The sequence below is a fragment of the Pseudomonas sp. FP1762 genome, from assembly GCF_030687105.1.
In the GTDB taxonomy this organism is placed as follows: domain Bacteria; phylum Pseudomonadota; class Gammaproteobacteria; order Pseudomonadales; family Pseudomonadaceae; genus Aquipseudomonas; species Aquipseudomonas siliginis.
The window spans coordinates 5903412-5920344 of the sequence record NZ_CP117458.1 but is presented as its reverse complement, the minus strand read 5'-3'; the positions used below and the strand labels follow the sequence as shown (position 1 = coordinate 5920344).

Below are 16933 nucleotides of genomic sequence, written 5' to 3'. Positions count from 1 at the left end.
GCCAAAACCTCTGACCGAAATTCGCCCCTTGTTCATGCAGGCTCATGCCTGGAGCAGACATCAATGCGGTCTGAACTGACTCGGCGCCACGCCACTCCAGCGCACAAATGCATGACGGAAACTCGCGGTCTCGCTGAAGCCCAGCGTCTCGGCGATCCGATAGATCGGCAACTGGTCCTCACACAACATCTGCTTGGCCCGTTCGAAGCGCAGTTCATCGAGCAGTTCCTGATAGCTGCTGCCCATGTCTTTCAAATGCCGGCGCAGGGTGCGCGGTGAGCACTTCATTTGCTGCGCGAGCCCCTCGAGCCCCGGCGCGGCATTCAATTGTGCGCTGAGCAACTGACGAATCCGCCCCAGCCAGGCCTGACGTCCGGTGAACTCAAGATTCTGCTTGCGGCAACGTTCGGCCATGGCCTGATGAGTGATCGCGTCGGCCAGCGGCAGCGGCTGATCGAGCCAATGGCGGTCGAAGGCGAAGGCGTTGTCTTTGGCCGAGAAGTGCAGTGGCGAGTTAAAGGGTTCGGCATAGCTGTCGCGGTAGTCCGGCGCTGCATGTTCGAAGCGCGTGGCGCGCAGCGGCAGGGAATGGCCGAGCAAGTCGTCGCAGATGACTTTCAGTGACACCAGACAGAATTCGGCGTTGAACACCGCCATCGCCGCGCTTTCACGGTAATCAGCAGCGACGAACCAGACCTGCTCGCCATCGTCTTCCAGGCTCAGTTCGAACAACGTGCCCAACAGCGCCGGATAACGGATAGCCAGACGCAAAGCGTCACCGAAGGTGGCACAGGTCAGCAGGGCGTAACCGAGCATGCCGTAACAGGACACGTGCATGCGTCGACCCAACTCAAGGCCAATGTCACGTTTGAGCGCGACCGCGTTGGTGCAGACCTGCATCTCTTGATGGGTGGTGATGCGCGTATCGGCACGCTGCAGATCCGCTGCCACGATGCCGCTGCCGGCCAGTAACGCCTCGCTCGACAGGCCTTCGGCCTTGAACGTGTTGAGGATCAGCGAGACCGCGTTGAGGGTGGTGAGGTGGGAGTGGAGCATGGGATCTTCCAGCCTGGAGGTGGCTGGGACCCAGCAAGTTGCATGCCGCAGGCCCTCACCCCAGCCCTCTCCCAGAGGGAGAGGGGGCCGAACGGGGGATATTGCAGAACTACACCGACGTGAGACACCGCCGCCGAATCCATAATCGACACTGTTTATAAGGTCGGTGTATAGCGCAAGACACTACGGTCAGTTCCCTCTCCCTCTGGGAGAGGGTTAGGGTGAGGGGCAATCCAGCGCCGAGCTCAGTTCAACTCACCACACAAATCCAGTTCGATCAATCGGCGCACTTCAGCCGTTTCCAGCCCGGCCCCCAGCAAGCCATGCAACTTGCCGAACGCCGCCTCGCGGGTCATGCCGCCACCGGACAACACGCCCACCCCACGCAAGCGGCTGCCAGCCTCGTAGACATCCAGCTCGACCCCGCCTTCATGGCATTGCGTCACTGCCACCACCACCACGCCGTTATCCCGTGCACGGCCAAGGCTGGCGAGGAACTCGGGATTATCGCTCGGCCCGGTCCCGCTGCCGTAGCATTCCAGCACCAGACCTTGAATGCCGCTGTCGAGCAGGCCGTCGAGGACTTCGGCACTGATGCCGGGAAACAGCGGCAACACCGCGACTTTCGCCAGTTGCTTCGGCTGGTTGTAGTTCAGCGCGACTGGAATCGAAGGCGCCTTCACACCACCGTCCTGACGCTCCAGGCGTTTGAACGGATGGCGGCCGAAGCTGCGCACTTTCGCGCAGCGGGTCGGTGCCAGCAGTTCGCCGTGGAAGTACAGGTGCACGCCTGGCGCCAGGCCCTGGCCGAGGGCGACCAGCGCGCCGCCGAGGTTTTCCCAGGCATCACTGTCGGTCACGCCCGCCGGCAGCATCGAACCGGTGAAACACACGCGGGCATGCAGGCCGAGCAACTGAAAACTCATCGCCGCCGCGCTGTAGGCCAGGGTGTCGGTGCCGTGCAGAATCAGCACGCTGTCGCAGCCTTGCACGTCCACGGCATTGACCACCGCTTCGCGCAGTTGCTGCCAGTAGGCCGGGGTCATGTTGGCGCTGTCGATCAGCGGCGACATTTCCCGAAATTGCCACTGCGGCACTACCAGCTCAGGCTGACTGTGCAGGTAGTCGCGCATCCGCGCTTCGAAACCGGACGCCGGGGCCAGACCGTTGGCGCTGGCCTGCATGCCGATGGTGCCACCGGTGTAGAGCACCATGACGTGTTGAGCGGCGGGATAGGTCGACGAGCTCATAGGATTCTCCGAAACGATGAGGGCCCTGTGGGAGCGAGCCTGCTCGCGAAAGCAGTGTGTCATTCAACAATGATGTTGGCTGAAAGTCCGCCATCGCGAGCAGGCTCACTCCTACAAGTTATTGCATCACAATAACTGACGGGCGCAGGGGATGCGCCCGTCATTCACCTGTCAGCGTTGCGCTGCAGGTACGCCTTGCGGCGCAGTTTCAGTCTGGCCCGCCGCTGCTGGCGGGTTCACCGGCCAGGCGTTGCGATCCAGATCCAGATCGGCGAATTTGCTCGAATCAAACACTGGCTGTTTGACGCCGGCGCGACGCTGCTCGTCGTAGTCGCGCATCACCCGCAGGCCGACCTTGAACAGCATGGCCAGGGCCACGAGGTTGACGAAGGCCAGACAGGTCATGGTGATGTCGGCGAAGGCGAACACCGTCGTCAGGTCCTGCATCGAACCCCATACCACCAGCGCCAGCACAAGGCCGCGGAACAGCATCAGCAGGGCGCGGTTGCGGCTGAGGAACTGCAAGCTGTTCTCGCCCAGGTAGTAGTTGTAGAGGATGCAGGTGAAGACGAACAGCGACAGCGCGACGCTGACGAACATGCGACCCCAGTCACCGACCACCGCAGCCAGCGAGTTCTGGGTCAGGACGATACCGTCACCTTCGAAACCCGGGGTGTAGAAGCCCGACAGCAGGATCAGCAGCGCGGTGCAGGTGCAGATCACGAAGGTGTCGAGGAATACGCTGAAAGCCTGGACCACGCCCTGCGCGCCCGGGTGCTTGACGGCGGCCACGGCCGCGACGTTCGGCGCACTGCCCAGGCCCGCTTCGTTGGCGAACACGCCACGCTTCACGCCCATGACAATGGCGCTGCCGAGCAGGCCGGCAAAGGCCGGGTCGAGGCCGAAGGCGCTCTTGAAGATGGTTTCCAGCATGGCCGGCACGTGTTCGATCTGGGTGCCGATCACGTACAGGGTCACGCCGATGTAGGCCAGGGTCTTGATCGGTACCAGCAGGTCGGACACCGAAGCGATGCGCTTGATCCCGCCGATAAAGGTGATGGCCAGCAGCACCGCCAGGACGATACCGGTGTGTTGCGGGTTGAAGTCAAAGGCGTTCTGCAGCGAGTGGGTCACGGTGTAGGACTGCAGGCCGATGAAGGCGAAGCCGTAGGTGACCAGCAGCAGAACGGAGAACACTATCGCCATGCCTTTGAGCTTGAGCCCGTGCTGGATGTAGTAGGCCGGACCGCCACGGTACAGGCCGTCGCCATCCGCGCGCTTGTAGACCTGGGCCAGGGTGCACTCGAAGAAGCTGCTGGACATGCCGACCAGAGCGGTCACCCACATCCAGAACACCGCACCCGGACCACCGAGAGTCACGGCGATGCCGACACCGGCGATGTTGCCTGCACCGACGCGGCCGGCGAGGCTGAGCATCAAGGCCTGGAACGAGCTGAGTTGCCCGGCGCTGCCTTTGAGGCTGTCGCGGAACACCGCGAACATGTGGAAGAAATGACGCAGTTGAACGAAACGCGAGCGAATCGTGAAGTAACTACCGAGCCCGACAATGAGCACGATCAGTACTTTCCCTGAGAGGAAGTCGTTGATGACTTCGAGCATGGATTTATCCTCGCTGTTTTTTGTGGGTGCAAATGCTGGATCGGAGAAACATCGTGTTACACCGGTCTGCGCACGGCACGACGGGTGAGGCGAAGGTTTCGTCCCGGATCCATATCGCGGGTTTTGTTATTAGTTCGGGTTTCGCATGGGTTATGGCCTCGTTACCAACGACCGCTCACGCGAAGAGGGGCGGCACTATACCGATCAGTGGCGCGCCCGTCTGCACGGTAGTGGTGCAAGCGACGAAACGAAGCTTTGAAACACTTGGCGTTTGTGGCGAGGGGATTTATCCCCGTTCGGCTGCGAAGCAGTCGTAAACCATTGAACGCGGTGTTTCTGGTACATCTTTATTGTTGGTATCGGGGCCGCTTCGCAGCCCAACGGGGATAAATCCCCTCGCCACAAAGGCTCACCTCCATATTGTTCAGTCCTCTACGTTCGGGTCTCAGGATAAAGAGTTAAAAAAAAGGGCTCGGGGACAAAATCCCCAAGCCCTCAAAAGGTGAGAGGTGTCTAGTCCCTCGACCTGGTGAGCGGTGCTACAAGTTCGCGTCGGCTCAGGCTTTGAGCGGAACCAGACGCGGGGCAATCATGTTTTCCGGGCGCAGGATGTCGGCGAGCATAGCTTCGTCGAGCAGACCTTCTTCGCGCACCAGTTCCAGCACGCCGCGGCCGCTTTCGAGAGCGATACGGGCGATGCGGGTGGCGTTTTTGTAGCCGATGTACGGGTTCAGTGCGGTGACCAGACCGATCGAGTGCTCGACCAGTTCACGGCAGCGCGCTTCGTTGGCGGTGATGCCGACGATGCAGTGCTCGCGCAGCATGTCCATGGCACGTTGCAGCAGGCGGATCGAGTCAAGGATCTTGAAGGCGATCAGCGGCTCCATCACGTTCAGTTGCAGCTGGCCGCCTTCGGCTGCCATGGTCAGCGCCAGATCGTTACCGATGACCTGGAACGCGACCTGGTTCACGGCTTCCGGGATCACCGGGTTGACCTTGCCGGGCATGATCGAGCTGCCTGGCTGACGCGCCGGCAGGTTGATCTCATTGATGCCGGTGCGTGGGCCGCTGGACAGCAGGCGCAGGTCGTTGCAGATCTTCGACAGCTTGACCGCGGTGCGCTTGAGCATGCCGGAGAACAGCACGAACGCGCCCATGTCGGAGGTCGCTTCGATCAGGTCGGCGGCCGGTACCAGCGGTTGCCCGCTGATCAAAGCCAGACGTTGAACAGCCAGTGCCTGATAACGCGGGTCGGCGTTGATGCCGGTGCCGATCGCGGTGCCGCCCAGGTTGACTTCGGTCAGTAGCTCCGGGGCCAGCGTCTTCAGACGCGCGAGGTCTTCGCCCATGGTGGTGGCGAAGGCACGGAATTCCTGGCCGAGGGTCATCGGCACGGCGTCTTGCAGCTGGGTACGGCCCATTTTCAGGACGTGGTCGAACTCTTTGCCCTTGGCCGCGAAGGCCTGAATCAGGCTGTCGAGACTGGCCAGCAGCGCGTCGTGACCCAGCAGCAGACCCAGGCGGATCGCCGTCGGGTAGGCGTCGTTGGTCGACTGCGCCATGTTCACGTCGTCGTTCGGGTGCAGGTACTGGTACTCGCCTTTCTCGTGGCCCATCGCTTCCAGAGCAATGTTGGCGATCACTTCGTTGGCGTTCATGTTGGTGGAGGTGCCGGCGCCACCTTGAATCATGTCGACCACGAACTCTTCGTGGTAATCGCCGCGGATCAATCGGGCACAGGCTTCGCTGATGGCAGCGTGCTTGGCTTCGCTCAGGTGACCCAGCTCGCGGTTGGCGTCAGCGGCGGCCTGTTTGACCATCGCCAGGCCCACAACCAGTTTCGGGTAATGCGAAATCGGAACGCCCGAGAGGCGGAAGTTATTCACCGCTCGCAGGGTCTGGATGCCGTAATACGCATGGGCCGGTACTTCGAGGGCGCCAAGCAGGTCGGTTTCTGTGCGGAAAGATGCAGCGGAGGACATGATAGAAATCATCTCGATAAGGACCCGGTCTGTGCCGGAACGCTGCGAATGCTAGGCTTGTGGGGATTTTTGGGCCAATGCTGTTCAGCACTGCCCTATGCACATTCGGCATAATGCCCGTGTGACGCCGCCTGTGCGGCAGACGTGTGACCTGTTTTGGTGCGTGTCCGGGAGGACGTGATGAATCTGGAAAGCAAATGGCTCGAGGACTTCAGTGCCCTGGCCGCCACCCGCAGCTTCTCTCAGGCGGCCGAACGGCGCTTCGTGACCCAGCCGGCATTCAGTCGGCGGATCCGCAGCCTCGAAGCGGCGCTGGGGCTGACTCTGGTCAATCGCTCGCGCACGCCGGTCGAACTGACGGCGGCGGGGCAGTTGTTTCTGGTGACTGCGCGCACCGTGGTCGAACAACTCGGTGAAGTGCTGCGCCACCTGCATCATCTGGAAGGCGGGCAGGGCGAGGTCATGCAAGTCGCAGCGGCGCACTCGCTGGCGCTAGGCTTTTTCCCGCGCTGGATCGCCCAGTTGCGCAACGAAGGGCTGAACATCGCCACACGGCTGGTGGCGACCAACGTTGGCGACGCCGTGCACGCTTTGCGTGAAGGTGGCTGCGATCTGATGCTGGCGTTCTACGACCCGGATTCGGCGATGCAGATGGACCCGGAGATTTTCCCGTCGCTGCACTTGGGCCAGACCGAGATGCTGCCGGTGTGCGCGGCAGATCTGGATGGCAAACCGCTGTTCGATCTGGAAGGCGAGGCGAGTGTGCCGTTGCTGGCTTACAGCGCCGGGGCGTTTCTTGGGCGTTCGGTGAACGGCTTGCTGCGCCAGCGCCAGTTGCGTTTCACCACGATCTACGAAACCGCGATGGCCGACAGCCTGAAAAGCATGGCCCTGGAAGGCCTCGGCATTGCCTGGGTGCCGCAACTGAGCGTACGCGCCGAACTGGCCCGCGGTGAACTGGTGGTGTGCGGCGGCCCGCAATGGCATGTGCCGCTGGAGATCCGCCTGTACCGCTGCGCCCTGGTGCGCAAGGCCAACGTGCGGTTGCTGTGGCGAAAACTAGAAGGTGGCGCCGCACAAAGCGCTTGAAGCTGATGAAGATCGAATGTGGGAGCGAGCCTGCTCGCGAATGCGGAGTTTCAGGCGCTGAGGTATCGTCTGACGCAACGCTTTCGCGAGCAGGCTCGCTCCCACAGGGGGATTTTTGCGGTGTTCTTTCGCTGACCTCAAGGTCAATAAAACCGGGCGTTTCGCTCATTTGACAGATGGTCGTTTCGGGGGCTGTTTATTGCTTTCTTTGCGGTATACTGCGCGGCCTTCGGCCGGCACGTCCGGCCATTTTTCGTACAATCAAGCCACGCAACCTGCGTGGCTTGTTGTTTTATGACGCGCCTGCGGGCGCTCCAGAGAGAAGAGGCGCGACGATGAGTGCACTGGTTGGCGTGATCATGGGCTCCAAGTCCGATTGGTCCACCCTTAGCCACACCGCCGATATGCTGGAAAAGCTCGGCATCCCGTACGAGGTCAAGGTGGTCTCTGCCCACCGCACCCCGGATCTGCTGTTCCAGTACGCCGAAGAGGCTGAAAGCCGCGGCATTGAGGTGATCATCGCCGGTGCCGGTGGCGCAGCCCACTTGCCAGGCATGTGTGCGGCCAAGACCCACCTGCCGGTGCTGGGCGTGCCGGTGCAGTCGGCCATGCTCTCGGGCGTCGATTCGCTGCTGTCGATCGTGCAGATGCCAGCTGGCATTCCGGTTGCCACCCTGGCCATCGGCAAGGCTGGCGCAATCAACGCCGCCCTGCTCTCGGCGAGCATCCTCGGCGCCAAGCACCCGCAGTTCCACGCGGTACTGAAAACCTTCCGTGCCGAGCAGACAGACAGCGTCCTGGACAATCCAGACCCACGTATTGCCTGAGGTTGTTGAGATGAAGATCGGTGTAATCGGTGGCGGCCAGTTGGGTCGCATGTTGGCCCTGGCGGGCACTCCGCTGGGCATGAACTTCGCTTTTCTCGACCCTGCGCCGGACGCCTGTGCGGCCGCGCTGGGCGAACACCTGCGGGCCGATTACGGCGATCAGGATCATCTGCGCCAACTGGCCGATGAAGTCGATCTGGTGACCTTCGAATTCGAAAGCGTCCCGGCCGAAACCGTGGCGTTTCTTTCGCAATTCGTGCCGGTCTACCCGAGCGCCGAAGCCCTGCGCATTGCTCGTGACCGCTGGTTCGAAAAGAGCATGTTCAAAGACCTCGGCATTCCGACCCCGGCCTTCGCCGACATCCAGTCGCAAGCCGACCTGGATGCCGCCGTCGCTTCCATCGGTCTGCCGGCCGTGCTGAAAACCCGCACCCTGGGTTACGACGGCAAGGGCCAGAAAGTCCTGCGCAAACCGGAAGACGTAGCGGGTACTTTCGCCGAACTGGGCAGCGTTGCCTGCCTGCTGGAAGGCTTCGTGCCATTCACCGGCGAAGTGTCGCTGATCGCCGTGCGTGCCCGCGATGGTGAAACGAAGTTCTATCCGCTGGTGCACAACACCCACGACAGCGGCATCCTCAAGCTGTCGGTGGCCAGCACCGATCACCCGCTGCAGGCGCTGGCGGAAGATTATTCCAGTCGCGTGCTCAAACACCTCGACTACGTCGGCGTGATGGCTTTTGAGTTTTTCGAAGTCGACGGTGGCCTCAAAGCCAACGAAATCGCCCCGCGCGTGCACAACTCCGGGCACTGGACCACCGAAGGTGCCGAGTGCAGCCAGTTCGAAAACCACCTGCGCGCCGTGGCTGGCCTGCCGCTGGGTTCGACCGCCAAGGTCGGCGAGAGCGCGATGCTCAACTTCATCGGCGTAGTGCCGCCGGTGGAAAAAGTCATCGCCATCGAAGACTGCCACCTGCATCACTACGGCAAAGCTTTCAAGGCCGGACGCAAGGTCGGCCACGCCAACCTGCGCTGCGCCGACATGGCCACGCTGCAAGCGCAGATCATCAAGGTCGAAGCGCTGATCGCCGAGTAAACCAGTTTCATGTGGCCGCGGCGGAACCATTCAGGGGCCGCCGTTCTCTCATGGCAGGATGCGAAACACTGGCTAGTCTTTCGCATATCTTCCAAATCAGAGGGAAATGCCATGGGAATTATCGGAACCATCTTTATCGGCTTGATCGTCGGCCTGCTGGCTCGGTTCCTGAAACCGGGCGATGACAGCATGGGCTGGATCATGACCATCCTGCTCGGTATCGGCGGTTCGCTGGCGGCCACCTACGGCGGCCAGGCTCTGGGCATCTATCAGGCGGGCGAGGGCGCGGGTTTCCTCGGCGCACTGGTCGGCGCTGTGGTGTTGCTGGTGATCTACGGTCTGATCAAAAAGAACTGATCGAAAGCGACAAAGCCCTCTCGGCCAGCGCGGCCGGGAGGGCTAGAATGCGCGGCGACTCACCGTCCATTCCTTTGCCTGCCGAGCACCTTCATGCGCCGTCTTCTGTTGACTCTCCTCTTGCTGGGCAGCTATCTCGCCCACGCCGGCGAACTGCCGGAAACCGACTGGCTGGAACTGATGCCCAAGTCGGATCAAAAGGCCCTCGAGGCCATGCCGGAAATCGACCACAACTCCCCCGAAGCCACCGGCACCTTCACCGAGAAGGGCGGGATGAAGCAGGCCAAGGGTCTGCCAGCGGTGATGTATTCGACGAAAACCGTGGCGTCAATGAACGACAAGCACATCCGCATCGGTGGTTACCCGGTGCCGCTTGAGTCGGATGCCAAGGGCCGCAGCACGCTGTTCTTCCTTGTGCCGTATCCGGGCGCCTGCATCCACGTGCCGCCACCACCGCCGAATCAACTGGTGCTGGTGCGATATCCGAAAGGGTTGAAGCTGGAGGACATCTACACACCGCTGTGGGTGACCGGCACGCTTAAAATCGAAAAGGTCAGCAATGACCTGGCGGATGCGGCGTATGCGCTGGAGGCGGAGAAGGTGCGGGTGGTGCAGGAGGCTGACCTCTAAAGCGCGCCGTACATAAATTTGGGAGTGAGCCTTTGTGGTGAGGGGATTTATCTGTGGTGAAGGGATTTATCTGTGGCGAGGGGATTTATCCCCGCTGGACTGCGCAGCAGGCCCCAGCTTTTGATTTAAAAAAAGCGGGGGCCGCTTCGCGACCCAGCGGGGATAAATCCCCTCGCCACGGGGCTCTTTGCCCTTTTGTATTGCGCTAGAGCTTAGAGCGGCGTAGCGGCTACGCTAACACCCATCGTATGGCGCGCACCCGGCGCCAGGGTCACCAGATCATCCATCACATTCGCCGTTTCGATGCACAGCATGCGCTGCCAGCCATCGTTGTCCATGTCCGGCAGTGCGGCGGCGCGGTCGATCCACGGGTTCCAGATCACCGCAGTGCGCGAGCCGGTAGAGGTCAGCACGATGCGTCGTTCCCAGGTCGGATCAACGATGCTCAATTGCGGCGGAGCATTGAGGTAGATGCGGTCGGTCTCGCCGGCGAAATGCAGATCGCCGCTCTGGCTGGCCGTGTTCCAGTCGTCCAGGGTCTCGATGTAGTTGAGCCCGGCCACGCCGTCGACATGCACATTACGCACGTCACTCACGGCGAAATAGGTGTGCAGCGCCTGACTCAGCGTGACGCTGTCCGTCCCCCGGTTATGGCTGGTCAGACTGTAATGCAGTTGATCCGCCAGATGCAGGGTCAGGGTCAGATCGACTTCGTGGGGCCAGCCCGGCAGGCCACCTTCCGGGTAGGGCAGCTTGAATTCGACCTTGATGCCGTCAGCCTCTGATTCGATGTTGCCCAACTCCCAGTCCATCGCCCGCACCAGACCGTGCGCGGGGGCCGGCTGCTCGCCGGTGTACATGGCCTGCACGCTGCTCGGGTTGCGTTCGAATTTGCCAAACCACGGCCAGCACACCGGCACGCCGGCGCGGATGCTCTTGCCGGTCTTGAACTCGGCCTTGTCGTTGAGCCAGATGATCGGCGGCTGGCCGTCGATCTGATAACTGAGGATGTGCGCGCCTTGCTGGGCCACCAGCACTTCGGCCTTGCCGTGGCGGATGCGCCAGCAGTTCAGTTCATCCTGTTTCACGGCTTCAACGTTGGGCGTGTTCATGGGCAACTCTCGATCAGACACTGGGGACGACTATCGACCGCAAAACGGTCGCGAGGTTTAACGCGCGCGTGGCGGCACCGAACGGGTGCGACCGCTGCCGTCGATGGCGACGAAAACGAAAACCGCTTCGGTGACCTTGCGCCATTCGCTGGAGAGTGGGTCATCGCTCCACACTTCGACCATCATCTGGATCGAGCTGCGGCCGATTTCCAGGGTCTGGGTATAAAAGGACAACTGCGCGCCGACCGCGACCGGGACGAGGAACGCCATGCGGTCGATGGCGACAGTGGCAACGCGGCCACCGGCCACCCGGCTGGCCATGGCGGTGCCGGCCAGATCCATCTGCGCGACCAGCCAGCCGCCGAAAATATCGCCAAAGCCGTTGGTTTCGCGGGGAAGTGCGGTGATTTGCAGGGCCAGGTCGCCCTGTGGGATCGGATCTTCTTGTTCGAGCTCTATCATGCCGAGGGGCCTCTGACCCGTGACTCTTCGTGGGTATTGCGGGTGGTAGCCGTCTTCAAGAAAAACGATTCAACACCGAACACACTGCGTTCGTCACGTTTTCCATCAGGCGCCTAAAGGGAAACTCTGCGAAAAAGGCTAAATCCCGAGCAAAGGACGGGCCAACAACGTTTTCGCACAGCAACCTCTTACAAATCCTGCGCAGGTGGCGAGTATATCGGTCGATAGACCCCGCGACGACCACCCGGTTCTGATTTCGACCGTCAATTACGCGCCTCTATGTGCTTTTTCGAACAATTTGCTATGGTGCCGAACCTGTCCAAGCCACCGCCAGCGTTGTTGTGGCGACAGATTCGACTATAAGAGAAGCCCTTGCCATGACCACAGCGCCTTCGAGCCTCGCGCAGCCCGAGCAACCCGCACGACCGTTGACCCGCAATGACTACAAGACTCTGTCGCTGTCCGCCCTCGGCGGGGCGCTGGAGTTCTACGATTTCATCATCTTCGTTTTCTTCGCCACCGTCGTCGGCAAGCTGTTCTTCCCGGCCGACATGCCCGAGTGGCTGCGCTTGATGCAGACCTTCGGCATCTTCGCCGCCGGCTATCTGGCACGTCCTTTGGGCGGCATCGTCATGGCGCACTTCGGTGACCTGCTGGGGCGCAAGAAGATGTTCACCCTGAGCATTTTCATGATGGCGGTGCCAACGCTGATCATGGGCCTGCTGCCGACCTACGCGCAGATCGGTATCTGGGCGCCGATCCTGTTGCTGCTGATGCGGGTGATCCAGGGCGCCGCTATTGGCGGTGAGGTGCCGGGAGCGTGGGTCTTCGTTTCCGAACACGTACCGCAAAAGCACATCGGTTATGCCTGCGGCACGCTCACCAGCGGCCTGACTGCCGGCATCCTCCTCGGCTCGCTGGTCGCCACTGCGATCAACAGCATTTATACGCCAGCCGAAGTGTCGGATTACGCCTGGCGGATCCCGTTCCTGCTCGGCGGCGTGTTCGGCCTGTTCTCGGTGTACCTGCGCCGCTGGCTGCACGAGACACCGGTGTTCGCCGAACTGCAATTGCGCAAGGCACTGGCCGAAGAAGTGCCGTTGCGCGCGGTGCTGCGTGATCATCGCGGCGCCATCGCCATTTCGATGCTGCTGACCTGGCTGCTCTCGGCTGGCGTCGTCGTGGTGATCCTGATGACCCCGACCGTGCTGCAAACGGTCTACCACTTCTCGCCAACCACGGCGCTGCAGGCCAACAGCCTGGCCATCGTCTTCCTCAGCCTCGGCTGCATTGGCGCTGGCGCGCTGGCCGATCGCTTCGGCGCCGGTCGCGTCTTCGTCTTTGGCTGCCTCGGTCTGCTGATCAGCTCCTGGACCTTCTACCACAGCCTCGCCGACCACCCGGACTGGTTGTTCCCGCTGTACGCATTGACCGGTTTGCTGGTCGGCACCATCGGCGCGGTGCCGTACGTGATGGTCAAAGCGTTCCCGCCGGTGGTTCGCTTCAGTGGCCTGTCGTTCTCGTACAACGTCGCGTACGCGATCTTCGGTGGCCTGACGCCAATGGTGGTGAGCCTGCTGCTGAAGGAAAGCGCGATGGGGCCTGCCTACTATGTGGCAGTGCTGTGCGGGATGGGAATTCTGGTAGGCGCCTGGCTCTGGAAGAAGGGGCGCTAAAGCCCAGGATCTACTCCACCAATACCGGCCACTTCGCGAGCAGGCTCGCTCCCACAGTTGGAATGCATTTCAATTGTGGGAGCGAGCCTGCTCGCGAATGGGGACGCCACAAATCATCCAGCAAAACCCGATGCTGGCCTTTCATCCAATTGTCATATTTCAGCCATAGAGTGTTCACATGGCCTGCTGATACTTGGCCCCGACTTAACACACCCTATCTGCTAGGAGTAAGGCATGAAACTGAAGCGTTTGATGGCGGCAATGACTTTTGTCGCTGCTGGCGTTGCGACTGCCAACGCGTTCGCCGCTGTTGACCCTGCTATCCCGAGCTACACCAAGACCACTGGTGTGTCGGGCAACCTGTCCAGCGTCGGTTCCGATACCCTGGCAAACCTCATGACCCTGTGGGCCGAGAACTACAAAAAAGAATACCCGAACGTCAACATCCAGATTCAGGCTGCCGGTTCTTCCACCGCGCCACCTGCACTCACCGAAGGCACCGCTAACCTGGGCCCGATGAGCCGCAAGATGAAGGACAACGAGCTGCAGGCTTTCGAGCAGAAGTACGGCTACAAGCCGACGGCGATCCCGGTTGCCGTGGATGCCCTGGCCGTGTTCGTGCACAAGGACAACCCGATCAAGCACCTGACCATGGCTCAGGTCGATGCGATCTTCTCCTCGACGCGCCTGTGCGGTGCCAAAGCTGACGTCAAGACCTGGGGTGACCTGGGCGTGACCGGTGACCTGGCCAACAAGCCGGTCCAGCTGTTCGGCCGTAACTCGGTGTCCGGCACCTACGGCTACTTCAAGGAAGAAGCCCTGTGCAAAGGTGACTACAAGCCAAACGTCAACGAACAACCAGGTTCGGCGTCGGTGGTGCAGTCGATCAGCAGCTCGCTTAACGGCGTCGGCTACTCGGGCATCGGCTACAAGACCGCCAGCGTGAAAACCGTAGCCCTGGCCAAGAAAGAAGGCGGCGAGTTCATCGAAGACACCGAAGAAAACGCCCTGAACGGCAAGTATCCGCTGTCGCGCTTCCTCTACGTTTACGTCAACAAAGCCCCGAACAAGCCTCTGGCCCCGCTGGAAGCCGAGTTCGTGAAGCTGGTGCTGTCGAAGCAGGGCCAGGAAGTGGTAGTGAAAGACGGTTACATCCCGCTGCCAGCCAAGGTTGCTGCCAAAGCACTGGCTGACCTCGGTCTGCAAGAAGGCGGCGCTGTCGCCAAGAAGTAACACCGCAGATCCGGGGCAACCCCCCGGACCTGCTGGAACCGTGTAGGAGCTGTCGAGTGAAACGAGGCTGCGATCTTTTGATCTGGCCTCTGATCGCAAGATCAAAAGATCGCAGCCTCGTTTCACTCGACAGCTCCTGCACAGGTTTCACAACCTCGAATTCTCGACTCCGCTGCCGGACTTCCGGCTGGCGGATTTGCTGCGTCACTGCACTGTCATCTTTCTGTCATACAGGATCGCTAGGGTGTGCGCATGAATGATCTGGCCAATTCCCCAATGACTACGTCTTCCCCTCCCAAGCGCATTGACTTCAATACGCCTGAGCTGCAACGCAAGCGCCGCATCCGCGCGCTCAAGGATCGCTTCACCCGTTGGTACGTCCTCGTCGGCGGCCTGGCGGTGCTGGCGGCCATCACCCTGATCTTCTTCTTCCTCGCCTACGTCGTTGCGCCACTGTTTCAAGGCGCCGACCTGACCGCGAAAGACTCGATCACCCCGGCCTGGATGCAGGACGCGGGCAAGCCGCTGATGATCTCGCTCGAGGAGCAGAATCAGGTGGCCATGCGTGTATCCGACAAGGGCCAGGCGCTGTTCTTCGATCTCGACAGTGGCGCTGAATTGAGGCGTGTCGATCTGCCGCTGCCTGCGGGCGCCACTGTGACGTCTATTGGCGAAGACCAGCCGGGTCATCCGCTGGTGGCCGTGGGTCTGTCCAACGGTCAGGCGCTGGTGTTCCGTCATACCTATAAAGTCAGCTATCCCGATGGCAAGAAAACCATCAGCCCGGCCATCGAATATCCCTATGGCGAGGCGCCAATTGCGCTGAACGAAAGCGGCGGCGCGCTGGAGCATGTCAGCCTCAACGCCACCGACTCGACGCTGATGCTGGTCGGCTCCACTGGCTCGCAACTCAATGTGCTGTCGCTGACCAGCGAAGAAAACATGATGACCGGCGAAGTCACCAACGAGCAGACGCGCATCGATCTGCCGCAGATGACCGAGCCGGTGAAAAACATCTTCGTCGACCCGCGCCAGCAGTGGCTGTACGTGGTCAACGGTCGTGCTCAGGCCGACGTGTTCAGCCTGCGCGACAAGAGCCTCAACGGGCGCTACAAACTGCTGGAAAACGCTGACGCCCAAGTCACTGCCACCGCGCAGCTGGTCGGCGGTATCTCGCTGATCGTCGGCGATTCCAAGGGCGGTCTGGCCCAGTGGTTCATGGCTCGCGATACCGATGGCGAGCAGCGTCTGAAGCAGATCCGCACCTTCCAGATGGGCACCACGCCGATCGTTGAAATCGCTGCCGAAGAACGCCGCAAAGGCTTCCTCGCCCTTGATGCCAGCGGCAAGCTCGGCGTGTTCCACAGCACCGCACACCGCACGTTGCTGGTCGATCAGGTGGTTGAAGGCCAGGGCCTGTTTGGTCTGTCGCCGCGCGCCAACCGGGTGATCGTCGAAGCCGGCGGCAAGCTGCAACCGCTGCTGCTCGACAACCCGCACCCGGAAGTATCGTGGAGCGCGCTGTGGAGCAAGGTCTGGTACGAGAACTACGACGAGCCTAAATACGTCTGGCAATCGACCGCCGCCAACACCGATTTCGAACCGAAACTGAGCCTGTCGCCGCTGACCTTCGGCACCCTGAAAGCCGCGTTCTACGCCATGCTGCTGGCCGCGCCACTGGCCGTCGCTGCGGCGATCTACACCGCGTACTTCATGGCGCCGGGCATGCGCCGCAAGGTCAAACCGGTGATCGAGCTGATGGAAGCGATGCCGACGGTGATCCTCGGTTTCTTTGCCGGCCTGTTCCTCGCGCCGTACGTAGAAGGCCATCTGCCGGGCATCTTCAGCCTGCTGATGTTGCTGCCGATCGGCATTCTGGTCGCCGGTTTCACCTTCAGCCGCCTGCCCGAGTCGATCCGCCTGAAAGTCCCGGACGGCTGGGAAAGTGCGCTGCTGATTCCGGTGATCCTGTTTGTGGGCTGGCTCTCGCTGTACATGAGCCCGTTCATGGAGAACTGGTTCTTCGGCGGCGACATGCGCATGTGGATCTCCCATGACCTGGGCATCACCTACGACCAGCGCAACGCCCTGGTGGTCGGTCTGGCCATGGGTTTCGCGGTGATCCCGAACATCTACTCGATCGCCGAAGACGCCGTGTTCAGTGTGCCGCGCGGCCTGACCCTGGGTTCGCTGGCCCTGGGTGCGACGCCATGGCAGACCATGACCCGCGTGGTGATCCTGACCGCCAGCCCGGGCATCTTCTCGGCGCTGATGATCGGCATGGGCCGTGCGGTCGGCGAAACCATGATCGTGCTGATGGCCACCGGCAACACCCCGGTGATGGAGATGAACCTGTTCGAAGGCCTGCGCACCCTGGCCGCCAACGTCGCGGTGGAAATGCCCGAGTCGGAAGTCGGCGGCAGCCACTACCGCGTGCTGTTCCTCTCGGCGCTGGTGCTGCTGTTGTTCACCTTCGTCATGAACACCCTGGCAGAACTGATTCGTCAGCGTCTGCGCAAGAAATACTCGTCGCTTTAAGCAAAGGT

14 protein-coding genes are annotated in these 16933 nt (G+C 61.4%); 8 read left to right on the top strand and 6 right to left on the bottom strand.

Features of this window, described 5'->3' with window-relative positions; genetic code table 11:
• Positions 1-60: 60 nt before the first annotated feature.
• From PSH90_RS26620 to aspA, 4 genes are all read right to left on the bottom strand, one after another.
• Positions 61-1056, bottom strand: coding sequence for an AraC family transcriptional regulator (locus tag PSH90_RS26620; RefSeq protein ID WP_256807576.1), 996 nt, complete (start codon positions 1054-1056; stop codon positions 61-63).
• Positions 1057-1301: 245 nt separating this feature from the next.
• Positions 1302-2306, bottom strand: a complete 1005-nt coding sequence (locus PSH90_RS26615) for an asparaginase (RefSeq protein ID WP_305381794.1) — start codon at positions 2304-2306, stop codon at positions 1302-1304.
• A 171-nt stretch (positions 2307-2477) separates the two neighbouring features.
• Positions 2478-3926 (bottom strand): sodium:alanine symporter family protein, encoded by a 1449-nt coding sequence (locus tag PSH90_RS26610; RefSeq protein ID WP_016772471.1) that lies wholly within the window; start codon positions 3924-3926, stop codon positions 2478-2480.
• Between the two features lie 557 nt (positions 3927-4483).
• Positions 4484-5908: an aspartate ammonia-lyase gene (aspA, locus tag PSH90_RS26605; protein WP_016772472.1), complete on the bottom strand. Its 1425-nt coding sequence runs from the start codon at positions 5906-5908 to the stop codon at positions 4484-4486.
• Between the two features lie 180 nt (positions 5909-6088).
• Between aspA and PSH90_RS26600 the strand changes: the two genes are divergently transcribed.
• The 5 genes from PSH90_RS26600 (at position 6089) to PSH90_RS26580 (ending at position 9904) form a co-directional block, all read left to right on the top strand.
• A complete protein-coding gene (locus PSH90_RS26600) occupies positions 6089-6997 on the top strand; it encodes a LysR substrate-binding domain-containing protein (RefSeq protein WP_024014837.1) in 909 nt (302 codons plus the stop codon).
• 335 nt (positions 6998-7332) lie between these two features.
• Entirely contained in the window at positions 7333-7824 is a 492-nt protein-coding gene (purE, locus tag PSH90_RS26595; protein ID WP_007920220.1) for a 5-(carboxyamino)imidazole ribonucleotide mutase, read from the top strand.
• Between the two features lie 10 nt (positions 7825-7834).
• Complete coding sequence (locus tag PSH90_RS26590) at positions 7835-8917, top strand: 5-(carboxyamino)imidazole ribonucleotide synthase (protein WP_041476593.1); 1083 nt, start codon at positions 7835-7837, stop codon at positions 8915-8917.
• A 111-nt stretch (positions 8918-9028) separates the two neighbouring features.
• Entirely contained in the window at positions 9029-9274 is a 246-nt protein-coding gene (locus PSH90_RS26585) for a GlsB/YeaQ/YmgE family stress response membrane protein (RefSeq protein WP_016772475.1), read from the top strand.
• Positions 9275-9367: 93 nt separating this feature from the next.
• Positions 9368-9904 (top strand): DUF3299 domain-containing protein, encoded by a 537-nt coding sequence (locus tag PSH90_RS26580; protein ID WP_056790934.1) that lies wholly within the window; start codon positions 9368-9370, stop codon positions 9902-9904.
• Positions 9905-10116: 212 nt separating this feature from the next.
• On the opposite strand, the gene PSH90_RS26575 is transcribed toward PSH90_RS26580, so the two are convergent.
• Both PSH90_RS26575 and PSH90_RS26570 read right to left on the bottom strand, forming a co-directional pair.
• Positions 10117-11016, bottom strand: coding sequence for a D-hexose-6-phosphate mutarotase (locus tag PSH90_RS26575; protein WP_305381793.1), 900 nt, complete (start codon positions 11014-11016; stop codon positions 10117-10119).
• 57 nt (positions 11017-11073) lie between these two features.
• Positions 11074-11478, bottom strand: coding sequence for an acyl-CoA thioesterase (locus PSH90_RS26570; protein WP_003229628.1), 405 nt, complete (start codon positions 11476-11478; stop codon positions 11074-11076).
• A 377-nt stretch (positions 11479-11855) separates the two neighbouring features.
• Between PSH90_RS26570 and PSH90_RS26565 the strand changes: the two genes are divergently transcribed.
• From PSH90_RS26565 to PSH90_RS26555, 3 genes are all read left to right on the top strand, one after another.
• On the top strand, positions 11856-13154 hold the full coding sequence (locus PSH90_RS26565; RefSeq protein ID WP_016772479.1) for an MFS transporter: 1299 nt from the start codon (positions 11856-11858) through the stop codon (positions 13152-13154).
• Positions 13155-13388: 234 nt separating this feature from the next.
• Positions 13389-14387, top strand: coding sequence for a phosphate ABC transporter substrate-binding protein PstS (locus tag PSH90_RS26560; RefSeq protein WP_016772480.1), 999 nt, complete (start codon positions 13389-13391; stop codon positions 14385-14387).
• 252 nt (positions 14388-14639) lie between these two features.
• Positions 14640-16925: an ABC transporter permease subunit gene (locus PSH90_RS26555; RefSeq protein ID WP_024014834.1), complete on the top strand. Its 2286-nt coding sequence runs from the start codon at positions 14640-14642 to the stop codon at positions 16923-16925.
• Positions 16926-16933: the final 8 nt, after the last annotated feature.